This window comes from Streptomyces sp. LMG1-1-1.1 (assembly GCF_040815545.1).
Taxonomy (GTDB): Bacteria; Actinomycetota; Actinomycetes; order Streptomycetales; family Streptomycetaceae; genus Streptomyces.
The window spans coordinates 54,170-68,240 of sequence record NZ_JBFPNH010000042.1; the positions used below are offsets into that span (position 1 = coordinate 54,170).

A 14,071-nucleotide genomic window follows, 5' to 3' on the forward strand; every position below is an offset into this window, starting at 1 on the left:
TATGCCGGAGGCGGCGGAGGATCCATGGCTCTCGACGGCTCCCACCACGGGCGCCGGCTCGGGCGCTGGTTCCGGGCGGGGGCCGAGCACGGCGCCGTCTGCGGGAGCAGATGCCGTGTCACCGCAGCCCGTTCGGCTGGAGGCCTTCGCATCCGGCGGCCGGGTCTACCAGGCCGCCCGGGACCTGTACGTCTCGGAGACTCACCCCGTCAGACCGGCAGGCCCTCTGGCCGTCGTCGAACCCGTGCTGCCCACCGACGAGGCGGCTGCTGAGGTCTTCGTGGGCCGTGGCGCTGAGATGCGCGAGGTCTTGGCTGTTCTCGATCCGGCGCACGGCGCCACCGGTATGGTCGTCGCCTCGTCCGTCGCGGGACTCGCCGGGATCGGCAAGACCGCTCTCGCCCGCTCCTGCGCCGCCGAGGCCGTGGCACGGGGGTGGTACGCGGGCGGCGCCGTGTTCGTCGACCTCAACGGCTACGCAAGCGACCCCGCCGATCAGGTCATGCCTGAGCACGTCTTCGCCCCGATGCTCCATGCCCTCGGCTTCCAGGGACGCCTGGCCGACTCCCCCGGCGGGCAGGCGGCCCAGTACCACCGGATGCTCGCCGAGCGAGCCGCCGAGCGACGCCCGGTACTACTCGTTCTCGACAACGCCTCCAGCACTGCTCAGATCGCCGACCTCATGCCGCGCTCCAGGACACACCGCACCCTCATCACCTCGCGGCACACCTTGGCCACGCGCGGCTCCCGCACCCTCGAACTCGGCACCCTGTCCCCTGCCGGCGCCCGTAGCCTCGTCGAGGAACAGCTCGAGTTCCTCTCTCCCGGCGAGACACGCACCCGACAGGACGCCGAGGGCACGGAGCGCCTCTGTCGCATGTGCGGCCGCCTGCCGCTGGCCCTGCACATCGCCACCGCGCTCCTCGCCCGCGATCCGGACCAGACCCCGGGCGCCCTCGCGGACGAACTCGCCCGTACGCGCAACAAGCTCGACATCCTCGACGACGGGGAGCGCGCGGTGCGCGCCGCGTTCGAACTCTCCTACCGCCGCCTGACATCCGAACAAGCGCTGCTCTTCCGCCTGTTGCCCCTCAACCCCGGCCCGCACATCGCCACTGGCGCCGCCGCACGTCTTGTCGACATGACCGACGACCAGGCCGTCGGGCTGATCCGAGAGCTGGCCCGCGCCCATGTCGTCGAGCGGGCGGGCACCAGCGTCTGGCGTCAGCACGACCTCATGCGCGCGTACGCGATCGAACTCCTCGGCCGCCACGGCGACGACCAGGGCGCGGCCTCGAACCGGCTCATCGAGCACTACATAGCCCTGGCGGCCAACGCTTTGTCGACCCTGCACACCGACAGGCCCTCAACGCCTTTCCGTACCGCGGAGGACGCACTGGCCTGGTGCGATCGTGAGCACCCCAACCTCCAGGCCGCGATCTCGATGGCTGCGACCTTCGGCGACGACGACGGCGCCCTGCGCATCCAGGAGACCTTGGTCGCGGTGCACGCCCACCGCGGTCAGACCGCCGAATGGGAGGCCGCCGCCCGACTCGCCGTACGCTTCGCGAGAGAAGCAAAGGACCACCCCGGAAGATCCCGGGCACTGCACCAGGTGATGCTCGCCCTGGAATCCGCAGGCCACGCAGACCAGGCAGTGGAAGCGGCCCGAACGTTGCTTCGCTTCCAGCACGTAGTCATCGAGGCAGCCTCCCAGGCCGAGAATCCCATCGACTGCCAGCGCCTCCTGCAACACGCCGCCGCGGCAGTGGCAGAGAGCGGGCGTCTACTCGGAGAAAACGAGCGTCGGTTGCTGCACACCCGGCGCGAGGACGTTGCACGGGTGGCGAGCTCCCGCTGCCTGGACGAAACCCTTCAAGAGATCGACCCGCAACCTGCGCGTGGCACGACCAAGCCAACCACCACACCCCTGACGGGCGCCCCGGCGGAGGCGGCGGACTGGGCCCGAAAGGCCCTGGAACGCCTACCGAAGGCTTCGTTCCGGGACGCCGACTTCGACCCCTACGCCGCTCACGCCCAGAAGGCGGCACGGCGCGCACTGTCGCTCATCCCCGAGGATCTACCGTCCGATGAGACCGAGGAGTGGCGGGAGGTGTGCCAACTGCTGGCACGCTACGCCGCGAAACGGCTCGCCGGCGGCGCGACATCGCGCACCATGGGGCAGTTCGCCGAAGTGATCTGGACGGGGCGAGTCCTGCCCCACGTGACGAGCGCGTACGAGATCGCCGTGCAGGCCTACAAACGCATCAACGACCCCGCGGCCCAAGCGCGCCTGTACTCCGACCTCGCACGCGAGAGCTTCCAATCCGGGGAGTACACCCGGGCCATCGGCTGTCAGCACGCTGCGGCCGGGATCGCGGAAGCGATCGGCGATGAAGCAGGCCAGGGCGAGGCCCTCTCCGCGATCGCGCACGCTCACCTGCTCCTCGGGAACCACGAGAAGGCCATCCAGTTCGCCGAGCGCGCCACCTCTCTTCTCACCGACGCAAACCGCCCCGGGCCCGCCAGCCGTGCTCTCACCACCCTGGCAAACGCCCGCTACAGCCTGAACCTCCCAGTCCAGGCACTCTCCGCCGCCCTCAACGCCGAAGCCCTCGCCGAATCAGCGGCCGATCAACAGAGCCGCACCGCGGCCCTCCTCGTCCTAGGTCTCGCGCAGCGCGACACCGGCCGCACCGAGGATGCCTCCGTGTCCTGGAGGACCGCGCTGCGCATCGCCCGGACCCTGCAGGACCCCTACCTCACCCGCGAGACAGAATCCTTCCTCAGAAACGTGGGCTACCTGCGTACCTGAGACGTGAGACGGGAGGAGATAAGGACCGCGGTCATCGAGCGCCTCCTGGCCGCGATGGCCGACGCCTGCGGCCTCGCACAGCCGTTGCCGACGTGGTGGGTCAACTTCCGCGTTATCGACGAGGGGAGTTGGGGCTCCAGCAGCGGGGTGCTCCCCGTTCTCCCGCTCCTCGACAGCGGGGTGTTCACGGAGGCGAAGGCCAAGGCCATCCAGGCCGCGCTCGGCGCGTGATGGCCGCCCTGTGCCCAAGGGCTTGCACCCCCTGTGGGGGGGCCGGATGTCTGCGTCGTCCGCCACGCCGACCTGGTCGCTCTGGCGCAGCAGGGGAAGGAGCGGGCCGAGCGTGAGCCGATCGGCGTCAGCCGCCGGTACGGTCGAGTGGCGCGAGGTCCCGGACCCAAGCCTCGCCCCGGCCGCCCGGGAGGCGATCGTCGCGCCGGTCGCCGCCGCCTCCTGCGACGTGGACGCCGCGATCCTGGCCGGGTACGGCTTCCTCGACTCTCGGTTCGCCCTCGGCCACAAATGCGTCGCACGCGTCACCGACGGCGGACTGCGACGCGGAGTACCGCAAGCTCGCCTAGAGCTTCGGCGTCCGTACGGCCGAGACCGTCGAACCGATCCAGCACGGCTTCGGTCTCGCCGCCTCGGGAGCAGTCACCAAGTACCCGTGTCGGTGTTCGGCGTCGTCTCGCCCCCGCCGGGCAGCAGGGCGCCGCCAGGGCTCCTGCCCTGCGGGACAACGAACCTGGTGTTGATGCTTCGCCGTCGGCCAGCACCGTCATGCCTCACACGCGGCGGTCAGGCCTCCGGCGTCACGTGGATGCCGCCTGGCCCTTACCTTTCGCCGCCGGGCGAGTCGGCACCGGCGCTGGCACCGGTCCCGCCGTCCCCGTCGCCGTCCCCACCGCCCCCGCGACCGCCACCGCGACCGCCACCGCCATCGCCATCGCCATCGCCATCGCCATCGAGCCGTGCAAGATCCGTCGTCAGTGAGGCAAGCCAGGACACGGTCGCGTAGTACACGCGCGGTGCGCCTGGCGGTTCGTCGGCGTTGGTGGCGGAGGCCGTCGGGGGATGGAGTGGCGCCGGCGCCGGCGCCGGCGCTTCCGCAGCGTCCCCGGTGGGATCGATCCGAGCCGAGGCCAGCAGCATGCCCGCGGCGACCCGGTCGCCTCTACGGATGACGGAGTCCGCGACCTCTCTCCCCAGCGGCGGAACCACGACCGGCTCGGGCGGCACGAGAAGTCGGTCGGCGCCCCACAGCGTGTGGTGGGCGGCGATCAGGGTGGCCTGCCAGTCCTGACCGGCTGGCGGTGGAGTGGGGCCGGCTGGTTCGCTCTGGTACTGGGCGTACGCCGATTCCGCCATGACCAGCGCGTGCTGCAGCGAACGGTGACCCGGCGCGGTGACCGACGGGACGCGCCGGCCGCCCTGCGTGACCTGCGCCGTCGTGGCGACGACGATTTCCGCGGCGGTCCGCAGCAGCACCGCGACCGACCGCCGCAACTCGTCATGGGCGCCCCGTGGCCAGGCCAGCAGCCCGAACACGGCGCCGATCGCGCTGCCGGTGAGCACGTCGAGCAACCTGAACTCGGCGAGCTGCCAAGTGGCCGGCGCGAGCTGCGCGAAGACCAGGGAGACCACCACCGTGAACAGCGCCTGCGCCCATCCGACGCCCTTCACAGGCCCGAGGGTGAAGGTGACCAGCATCAGCGGCGGTAGTGCCACCGCGTAGACCTCGATGTCGGTGCCGACCACGGCCAGGGACGCCGCCGCGACCAGCGCGCCGACGAGAGTGCCGGTCAGTGCCCTCCGCTCAGTCGTGCGGGTCTCCCTGACCGTCGTGCGCGTCAGCGTCAGGGTGGCCAGCAGCACCCAGAAGCCGTGCGGGAGCGTGTCGATGCCCGCGATCAGCCGGGCCGCCGCCAGGGCCAGGCTGATCCGTACGGCGTTCTGGAAGAACACCGAGCGGCCGCCGACATGGCCCGACAGGCGCCGCCACCACAGCCGTGGTGCCCGCATCCGCGCGTACCAGAACGGGCCCGGCGCCGGTATGTCAGCCGCTCGGCCCCGTACGGCGATGTCGGCCGCGGTGGACATCGCGAGCGCAGCGTCCGCCACCTCCAGGAGCGCCGCGTTGCGGCGCAGTACAGCAGGGGGGCCGTCCTCGGCTGCCGTCAGGCCTTGACGGACCTGCCGCAGACGCGCATGCGCCCGACCATCGGGTGCTCGGCCCCGCAGCCGGGCGGTGGTCTCCCTCGCCACATCCGCAACCGCCCGCAGCGGGTCCGGGCCCGCGGTCTCCGCCGCGTCCGCTGCTCCCGCACGGCCTTCCCGGAGCACTCCCCCCGTTGCCGCGTCGAGGTCCGCTCCCCCTGGCGCGTCGAGCTCCGCCGCCCCTGCCGCCCCGTCCCCGGCTCCGACTTCCCGGGGCTGGGCGGCACCCGGGTGAGGTGGCGGTAGAGCCGTCAGCCGGCCGAGCAGGGTACGCGTCGCCAGGCCCGCGTGGGCCAGCGCCCTCGGCCGCACACCCGCTCCGGCCGGCCGTTCCGCCTCCGGGACGTGGGAGGAACGAAGTCCCATACTCAAGTCCCGGGTGATGCGCAGCGCGGCCTCAGGCAGCGTGTACGGGGCGGAGCGCAACCCGTCCGCGCAGCGTGCCGCTCCTTCGGCGGCCCGGGCGACCCGTTCGCGGTAGGGCAGGGCTGCCGGCTCGGGCAGCACTGTCTTCTCCGCGATGATCAACAGGACTAGCCCGAAGGTCGCCCCCGCCAATCGTTCGCCCAGCGATCCGGGGTCGTAGGGCGGGAACGACGGCAGGATGTACATCAGCTGCAGCCCCGTTGCCGCGCCGGCGAACCGTGGTCCTCCGACAGCCATGAACGCCAGCGCGAAGCCGACGACCAGCATGCCGACGACGGCACTCCATGTCCGCACGGACAGGTAGGTGCCGAGCGTGATCAGCACCCAACACACCGGCACCACGCCCGCCACCAACAGGGCCCGCTGGCGTCCGGATCCGGGGAGATGGGACAGCCCGGCCATGGCGATCGCGCCGAACAGCGCGTACGTCGCACCGACGGCCGAGTCGAAGCCGTACAGCAGCACGTAGAACCCGGCCGTGGCAGCGATCGTGACGCGCAGAGCCCGCCGCGCCGCCGCCCTGTAGGCGGGCGGCGGCCGTCGCAAGGACGCGCCAGCCATACCCTCAGGATCACCCGCCCCGCCGTACCCGGCACGGCGGAGGGCGTGCCGTCCGGCAGTGAAGTCCGTTCCGGGTCCGGGTTGAGTCATCGGGTTGGGTCCGGGCTGGGTCCGCTCCGAATGTGCTGTCGCCTGGGTCCCGCTCTGATGCCGCGGGAAGCGGGAAACGGGGGGCCAGCGGGAAGCGCTTGGCGAGGTACCGAGGGCGCTGGTTTTGGCTCGGGATGCACGGTTGTTCACCCTGCGGGCACCCGGCGGTGGCGCCCACGGCGAAGAACGGGGCTGCCAAACGGCGGTGGCGACGCCGACCTACGGCATCAGGTACTGTCCGACACCCAACGGCTACCGATCGGCACCACCCCATCCGGATTCACCCAGTAGAAGCCGAACTGATGGGGACCGGTCCGAAACAGCTCAGCCTCGCCACGTTCAAGCGCGTTGAAGTAGCCGGCCATACGGGCGCCGAATACAGCCACGTCCAGTTCGTCACCGGCCGCCGCACCCAGTTCGGCCGTAAGAGCTCGCGGATCGAGCGGCCACGGGTAAGACAGCCCTGGCTCCGTGATGGGTGGCCACGAGGAATGAGCCCCGTCAGCCAGTTCCGAGACCGACCAGACCTCGATGTGTTCGGCATGTCCTTGGACGATGAAGCCTCGCAGGACCGGGAACGGGTTCTCGCTGTGTACGAACTCGGCCAGATTCCCCAACACCGGCAGGCGCAGGAACAAGCGGGACTCAGCGGGCCACTTCGCGAAAGGCGGCAGGGTCGGACGCGGCGCGTCGTCGGAGCCGACGGACTCTTCAGGCTCGGGGGCAAGAGGGGGGCCTCCCTGCTCCACCCCCCGCGTTCCCTCTGCGCTCGCTCGACCGCTGCCGTCGTGTCCGCCACCGAGCTCGTGTGCGGCTTCGGTCCGCCTCTTGCCGAGAATCATCTCGGGTGTGAATCGGCTGCCTCGCGCGCCACCGGGCGCAGTGAAAGGCAAGTCGACGGTCGCCTCCGTCATACCGAGACACGACAGGCATACCGTCGTGTAGTTCTCCACCTCGCGACCCCAGAGCAGTGGGATGTGCCGCGTCATCCCGGGCGACTCGTACAGGGGGATGTCGAGAGGGTCCACGAAGTGCCGCTTGGTCGTGGCCGAGATCGCGGCCTCTCCCCGTGACCGATCAGGCGGCGCCGACTGCGACTCGTCGACGGGGAATCGAGGCGTTCGCAGCAGCAGCTTGTAGAACTCGTCCTCATCGGGACCGGGGAACAGTTCGGCGGTGCTGAGCAGGGTGGGCCCGCTGAACAGCTCCGCCGGGGCCGGGAACGCCACCACGATGCGCGCCACGAGGAAGCGCGCGTAGCTCCCGTTGTCAGGAAGCAGGCCCGACCCTCTCTGCCTGTGCACTCTCAGCGCCGCTTCCGGAACGTTGGATCTGAGGTCCAGCAAGTGTGGCGAGCCGCTCTCGACGGCGAATGCGAACACGAGACCTGGTTCGACCTTGCCGTCGCCGTCGACCGCGACCGGTTCGTGGCGCACCGTGTCGAACGTCAGCAGCTCGGAGAGGTCGACATGAGCGTGTTCGTGTTCAGGGGCCGCTTCGTCGGCCTCAGCCGGGGGACGGGGCGCCAGCCCGGTCGACGGCGTGTACCTGTGGCGCGCGAACCAGAGTCCGATCATCTCGTCATCGGTGACGTCGATGAACCAACTCCGGAATCCGTAGTGCTGCAGCACCCCCATGACCCCAGCCTCGCTCAGAGATCGGCGACCGTAGCCGCCGAGTGCGGCGACCGCCGTCACTTCCCATGCCTGCCGCAGGTGGTCCCGACGAATCCGGTCGTCGTCGTCCGCCGGCTCCCGCTCCTCCGAGGACTGGGGATCGAAGCCGTGAACCTGGCCGCGAAAGAAGACCTGTTTGCCGGCGTCTCGGTTCCTCAACGACTGGCAGACGAGGTGATACTCCTCCAGCGAGTGCGCGGTGAACTCCACGACGTCTCCCGTGGCTCCGCTTACGTCTCCCAGGGCTCGGCTTACGTCCTCCAGAGCCCGGCTTCCGAGCCCCCCGTCCATACCTGCGGCAGTCATCGGCCTCCTTCATCGACGGCGGCATCCCGACCACTTTGCCCGACCGCGACCGCCTTCCCCACTCGGCGACGGCCCACGACCCACGCCCCACGCCCCACGTCCATTCGCACCGCACCTCCGTCGCCCACTCGACCATGGGGTTTTCACCGCGTGCGCAGGAGCAGGTCCGCCTCGGCTCCGTCGCCGGTGAGGCGAACCGGCCGCCGCGGCCGTGGTCGAGCAGCGAGCCAAGGCCGCTGGACACGGCGAAGCACAGGGCGCAGAAGGAGAGGCGCCGCCGGAGGAGGGCGTGCCTTCAAGACTCCGGCTGCCACGCAGCGCCGCAGCGCCCACGCCTAGAGCTGGACCGGCTGTCCGGGTGTGGCTCTGTGGTGGCTCCGACCCAGGGGTTGATCGGAGCCGCCACAGAGCATCCGCGATAACGCGGCGCGGACCGTCGGAACATCGACGCCGTCCGAGGAGGAGGGGGCGGCCATCGATGTTCTGCTCGGGCCGTTGGGGGCCCCTGTAGTAAATATATATACCGCCGAGTAGGCAAGGGTATGAAAGTTTTCATGCGGAGCGAGCGTGCGGAGACCATAGCCCGGCCCAGCCACTTCCGTCAGCCTCAGGCGGTCTACGGCGTCCAGGTGGTCTCAGTCGTCCAGGAAGAAATCGTGCTGTTCCGCCGCGTGCTCGTACTTCTCGAGCCGAGTCTGCGTACGCTCCGGGTCCGCGTCCGCAATGGCCTGGAGGATGCCCGCGGACAGCACCCCCGGCGCCGCGTACGAGTCGAAGACGAGCCGCGAGCCGGTGCCCGCGGTGAACACCTCGTCCACCTCGTCGGCCAGCGGCCCGAGCGCTAGGTCCGTGATCAGCGCGACGCGCAGCCCGACACCGCGGGCGGCACGCACGACGGCGAGGGTCTCCTTGGCGTGCCGCGGCATCGCGAAGGCCACCACCCACGTGCCGCCCGCCTCGCGCGCCTGGAGCAGTGCGTCGTAGGCGACGCTGCCACCCCGCGTCACCACTCGGACGTCAGGGTGGATGCGGCGTGCGGCGTACGCGAAGTACTCGGCGAGGGAGACCGAGATGCGGAGGCCGACGACCGTCAGGGGAACAGACCCGGCCAGCTCGCGGCCGATGTCGACGATCCGGTCGGGATCGGCGAGGGTGCGACGCAGGGACATGAGGTTCTCGATCTCGGCGTCGATCGCCGACTGAAGCTCGTTGCGATGCCGCTCCTCCCCCTCGCCCGGCGCACCGGCGACCGCGCTGAGCGCGATGGGTTGGAGCGCATCACGAAGCGCGGGGTAGCCGCTGAATCCCAGGGAAGAGGCGAACCGGGTCACGGACGGCTGGCTGACCCCCACGCGCTCCGCGAGCTCAGTGATGGACAGGAACGCGGCCTCGGTGAGGTGATCGGTCAGGAACTGGGCGATACGCCGCTGCGCGGGAGACAACCGATGCCCACCGAACAGCGCCCGCACCCGCTCGGCGGGAGAGGCCACCTCGGCCTCGATCTCGGCCTCAGACGAGCGCCTGCCCGGCGTGATCGCGGCTGACTGTGCACGCGCCTGCTGCCCGGATGCCACGGAGTGCCCCTTCCCATCTCGCTACCACCCAAGATAGTTCACCCGTGCCTGGCCCCAGGAGCCCGAAACAACGGCCCCGGCCCCCACGAGCCCGGATCATCGGCCCCGGCCCCCGGCACCACGCCATGGACTCCACCATGCCCGCGTCGAACTGCCTGATTGCACATCACCCCCCAGGGTTCCCGCATGCGGGAACAGGAGAGGTGAGGAGCAGGGCGTTGTGGGCGCCGGACTCGCGCTGCCAGTGGCCGCGTCGCCGGAGGTGCCCACGCATCGCGCCTGACGCTTGGGTCATCGACTGCGGGCGGGCGGCCGCGCCGGAGGCCGCCCGCCCGCAGTCGACGCCGAGACATACAAAGCACGCAATGCCGTCGAGCGGTGCCTCGCCCGACTCAAGCAGTGGCGCAGCCACGCCATGCAGACGGACAAGCTCGGCGTCACATACCAGGCCGCAATACACCTAGGCTATTTCTTAAATCGACGGGCACGACCAGGACGTCGTGACTGCCGATCACCTTTCCGCGCCGCCTGCCCGGAGGTGCGTACGGCGCTACTTCGAGGTCATCTCATTTGGATGTCCGGTAGGGTGCGGGCTCGTGGTGGGGCGCGAGGTATCACCCACCGCATCGCCCGCAGGGGCGTCGAGTCCTCACGGCGGCTGGGCCGCCATCGCTGGACCATCGAACGCACCATGGCCTGGCTCGCCGGCTGTCGCCGGCTCCACCGACGCTACGAACGCAAAGCCGACCACATCCTCGCCTTCACCACCATCGCCTGCACCCTCATCTGCTACCGCAGGCTCACTTCCTGATCCGCCGGCGTGCCATCCGACGAATCGATTCGCGTTACGCGCCCTCGACAGGCAGTCCCGCGATGAACTCTGAAAGAGCGGATCCTCGGGGCGGCGTCTGCCCTTGCAGGAACCGGTGGTAGTGGTCGGTGACGAGACGACGCAGGTCGGCCTCGGCCGGTTCATCACCACTGAGCTCAAGGGTGACCTGATGCGGCTTACCTGTCATGCGCAACGGTCTGGCGAGGGCGTCGAACCCACAGGCGTACTCGTCGGGCATCTCCCACCATGCCTCGGCAGACGCTCGGTCCTGGAGGACGTACATGTAGTAGTCGTCATCGAAGAGGACCACGGGGCCTATCGGTTTAGTCACTCGTGGAGTATGGCGCAACCTGCAGGTCAGATACGCACCACAGCAAGCCTGAGTCCTACGTCTACGCGCCACATAAGATGACGTCTTTGCCGACAGGACCCGGCTGTTTCGTATGGGTCTTGCGAGACTTGTCATACTTCCCGAATGGAAATGCAAGCCGTGGCGCGGCGGTGGTTGGCTGATCAGGGCGTCATCCAGGTGCGTGACGGGTGGGTGAGTGACAAGAAGCCGGGCTTGCTGCTCACCGCCAACCAAGTGGCGCATTCCTGGGCAGGCGATGTGTTCGCCGAGGACCTGGATGCAGCCGACCAGCTGCGGTTGACCTTCGGGCTGTTGGACCTCCTCGGCGACTACTGGGTCACGTGCGAGATCCGGTTCGCGAACGAGGGCGCAGAGGGTGCTCTGCCGGTCGACGTGCTGTGGGACGGCTACCGTGAGCGGCTGGAGGCGGACCGGGACGTCGAGGCCGTCACCTACTCGCTGTGGGTGGACTGGTTCGAGGACCACACCACTTCCGCGACGGCCTTCGCCGAGGTCCTCGGTAATGACATCGACCGAGTGGTGGTCGAGCGGTCGGAAGACCTCCTCCGACGGGCCCGTCGTGTTCTGGAGTGTTCAGGCCCAGTGCGCTGGACGGTGAAGGAGCCGACGTACCGCACCGCCGTGCGGGTTCCCGCCCTGCACTCAGCCCTCTTCCAGGGCATTCTGGCGAGTTTTCACGACGTCTACGGCGACTTGGAGCCGGCTGCCGCGCTGGCCCTCCTCGACCAGCTGGATCTCCCCGCGAACACCCAGCACCTTGCCGAACTGCGCCACGTACTCGCCGCGGGGCACAAGAACCACTACCGCAGTCCCGGTGCCTGGGACGAGGCGGTTCGCGCCTGCTCCTGAGCGGTGGGCTCGGCAGGGCCCAAGAATGATGTCGGCGACGTGGAGGTCGGCCTGGAAGATCGTCGCCGTCGTTTCATAGCGCGGGGGCGATGCGACGTCACTGCTTCGAGCGGTTGGTGCGCCGCTCGCCTCACGGGAGCTCGACACCCACGAAGGTGAACCGCACGTCAACGTCGCCGGTCGGCCTTTGCCGCGGGCCAGGAGCGCGCGTCCGCGGATCCGTGTCCCTCGCGCACACTCCGACTGCTCAGCGATACGTACATGAACACCGAACACCGAACAACCTGGTGACGCTGGACGGCGTCACCGTCGCACAGCCCGATGCACTGCACGGCGGCGCCGCGTCGCGAACAGTGCGACCGAGGGGTGACAGGCGAACACCAGGCACGTGAGGCGCCGGCCTCCCCAGGCGGTCCGGATCCGGTCGCTCGCCCGCAGGACGTGCGCTGCGGCGTGGGAGTCGGTGCCCGGCACGATGAGCAGGCTCCGCCGATGTCCAGCCGTTCGTCGTCAGCGGACAGGTCTGTTCGCTCGGTGGCAGCGGATGCGATCATGATCCTTTCCCGGGCGCCGACTTGGGGGGGGGGAGGGAACGTCGGCTTCCGCCATCGAGAACGCCGTCTCGAAGGCGTACGCAGAACTAGGTGACGGACCCTGCGGTCGCCGTGCGCTTCGCCCCGTTTCGTCGCCGACGTCGTCTGACTCGCCGGGGCGAGGACATCCGGCCGCACGAGATCTGGTGACCGCGGTGGCCGAATACCGGCTGGATGACACCACTGTTCACCCGAACCCTCGGCGATCCTGACGGGCGTCGGCGCGAGCCTCTCGTACGGCTCAATCGTGTGGTGCAGGCGTGGAGCTATAGCGGTGGTCGGGTGCGGCAAGGTCTCGGGCCCGGATCCGTACGAGGGGAAGGATCCGGGTGGTCGGTGGCCTCGGGGCCGTCGATGTCCTGCAGGGAAGTCGCCGCGGGGTCCCCGAGCTCGCCTGATCCTCCTGGGGGGCGGCGACTTGATGAAGCGATCAGACGAACGGATGAACGACCCGATGGATAAGCACGAACAGGCCATGCGCCGCCATTTCCACGAGACCGCGGCGCGGAGCGGGTTCTCCCTTGCCGCGGCCCAGGAGGCCGCCGTCGAGCGGTTGGCCCGCCTGGCGGCGGAACTCGCCAGGCCGGCCTGGACGTTCCCCAAGCCGCCCCGCGACCTGTACGTCTGGGGGCCGGTGGGTCGGGGGAAGAGCTGGCTGGTGGACACGTTCTACGAAGGGCTGGCAGATCGGCGCAAACGCCGCCTGCACTTCCACGACTTCTTTCGCCGGCTGCACGACGGCGTGACCAGGCCAGGTGCCCGCCATGACGGCCGCAGCGCCGTCGACAGCGCTCTCGACGAGCTGCTCGGGGACAGTCGGGTCCTGGTGTTCGACGAGTTCCACGCACACGACGCGGGTGATGCGATGTTGATCGCACGGCTCTTCCGTACGTTGCTGGACCGGCGGATCACCCTGGTCACCACGTCCAACTACCCGCCCGGCGGGCTGATGCCGGACCCGCTCTACCATCACCTGTTCGAGCCGACCATCAAGCTCATCGAGGAGCGGATGGACGTTCTGGACGTCACGGGCCCGGTGGACTTCCGCCGGCTCGCGGCGCCCTCGACAGGGAACGGCGGCCGCCGGTTCGCAACGGGCCTGTGCCTGCCCCCGGGAGATGCCGCCCTCGATGCCGTCGGCCTCACCGTGCCGGCGGCCGCGGAGGCCACCACCGTCCCAGTCCACCTACGCGAGATACCGGCCCTCGCCGTGCGCGGCGACCTCGTCTGGTTCGGCTTCGACGCACTGTGCGAGACCGCGACGGGAGTGCCCGACTACCTCGCCCTCGCCGAACAGTTCACCACCCTGGTCCTCGACCGAGTCCCCCCGCTCCTGGAAGCCACCGCGGACGGACGCCAGCGGTTCGCGAACCTCGTGGACGTCGCTTGCGACCGCGACCTTCGACTCGTCCTCATCGGATCCGACCCGCTTGCCAACCTTCCCACCAGCCAGAGCGTGACACGCGACCTGGACCGCACGGCCAGTCGGCTCGCGATGCTGCAGCGGGCGAGCAGCTGAGCCGCCTGGGCGCGGTGGGTGAAGAGGGTTCTAGGGCCTGTGTGATGTCGTGATCATTCGGCGGTCTTCAGGAGATCGTCGATCCAGATCATTGCGGCGCGGAGGTGGAGGCCGGCGAGGTAGCTGTCGGGCGACTTGTCGTAGCGTGTGGCGATGCCTCGCCAGGCCTTCAGCTTGTTGATCGCGCGCTCGACGGTGTTCCGTTCCTTGTAGAGATCGGTGTCATGGCTGAAGGGTCGG

At 69.6% G+C, this 14,071-nt stretch carries 8 protein-coding genes and 2 pseudogenes; 5 read left to right on the forward strand and 5 right to left on the reverse strand.

What is annotated here, in order from left to right:
- Nucleotides 1-115: 115 nt before the first annotated feature.
- Both MRBLMG1_RS23945 and MRBLMG1_RS23950 read left to right on the forward strand, forming a co-directional pair.
- A complete protein-coding gene (locus MRBLMG1_RS23945; RefSeq protein WP_367826154.1) occupies nt 116-2,815 on the forward strand; it encodes an AAA family ATPase in 2,700 nt (899 codons plus the stop codon).
- Between the two features lie 3 nt (nt 2,816-2,818).
- Nucleotides 2,819-3,046, forward strand: a complete 228-nt coding sequence (locus MRBLMG1_RS23950) for a hypothetical protein (protein ID WP_367826155.1) — start codon at nt 2,819-2,821, stop codon at nt 3,044-3,046.
- Between the two features lie 603 nt (nt 3,047-3,649).
- Here MRBLMG1_RS23950 and MRBLMG1_RS23955 read toward each other — a convergent pair.
- The 3 genes from MRBLMG1_RS23955 to MRBLMG1_RS23965 form a co-directional block, all read right to left on the reverse strand.
- Nucleotides 3,650-6,019, reverse strand: a complete 2,370-nt coding sequence (locus tag MRBLMG1_RS23955) for an FUSC family protein (RefSeq protein ID WP_367826156.1) — start codon at nt 6,017-6,019, stop codon at nt 3,650-3,652.
- 317 nt (nt 6,020-6,336) lie between these two features.
- A complete protein-coding gene (locus tag MRBLMG1_RS23960) occupies nt 6,337-7,995 on the reverse strand; it encodes a hypothetical protein (RefSeq protein WP_367826157.1) in 1,659 nt (552 codons plus the stop codon).
- Between the two features lie 731 nt (nt 7,996-8,726).
- Complete coding sequence (locus MRBLMG1_RS23965; protein WP_367826158.1) at nt 8,727-9,665, reverse strand: MurR/RpiR family transcriptional regulator; 939 nt, start codon at nt 9,663-9,665, stop codon at nt 8,727-8,729.
- A gap of 604 nt (nt 9,666-10,269) precedes the next feature.
- Between MRBLMG1_RS23965 and MRBLMG1_RS23975 the strand changes: the two are divergent.
- A pseudogene (locus MRBLMG1_RS23975) lies at nt 10,270-10,476 on the forward strand (transposase); the annotation flags it as partial.
- Between the two features lie 34 nt (nt 10,477-10,510).
- Here MRBLMG1_RS23975 and MRBLMG1_RS23980 read toward each other — a convergent pair.
- Entirely contained in the window at nt 10,511-10,828 is a 318-nt protein-coding gene (locus MRBLMG1_RS23980; protein WP_367826159.1) for a hypothetical protein, read from the reverse strand.
- A gap of 144 nt (nt 10,829-10,972) precedes the next feature.
- Between MRBLMG1_RS23980 and MRBLMG1_RS23985 the strand changes: the two genes are divergently transcribed.
- Both MRBLMG1_RS23985 and zapE read left to right on the forward strand, forming a co-directional pair.
- Nucleotides 10,973-11,719: a hypothetical protein gene (locus MRBLMG1_RS23985; protein WP_367826160.1), complete on the forward strand. Its 747-nt coding sequence runs from the start codon at nt 10,973-10,975 to the stop codon at nt 11,717-11,719.
- Nucleotides 11,720-12,754: 1,035 nt separating this feature from the next.
- A complete protein-coding gene (gene zapE / locus MRBLMG1_RS23990) occupies nt 12,755-13,831 on the forward strand; it encodes a cell division protein ZapE (protein ID WP_367826161.1) in 1,077 nt (358 codons plus the stop codon).
- A 53-nt stretch (nt 13,832-13,884) separates the two neighbouring features.
- Here zapE and MRBLMG1_RS23995 read toward each other — a convergent pair.
- Nucleotides 13,885-14,071, reverse strand: a pseudogene (locus MRBLMG1_RS23995) (hypothetical protein); the annotation flags it as partial.

Coding starts and splice junctions, on each gene's coding strand:
- MRBLMG1_RS23955 (WP_367826156.1), bottom strand. CDS start 6,019: ATGGCTGGCGCGTCCTTGCGACGGCCGCCGCCCGCCTACAGGGCGGCG.
- MRBLMG1_RS23985 (WP_367826160.1), top strand. CDS start 10,973: ATGGAAATGCAAGCCGTGGCGCGGCGGTGGTTGGCTGATCAGGGCGTC.
- zapE (WP_367826161.1), top strand. CDS start 12,755: ATGAACGACCCGATGGATAAGCACGAACAGGCCATGCGCCGCCATTTC.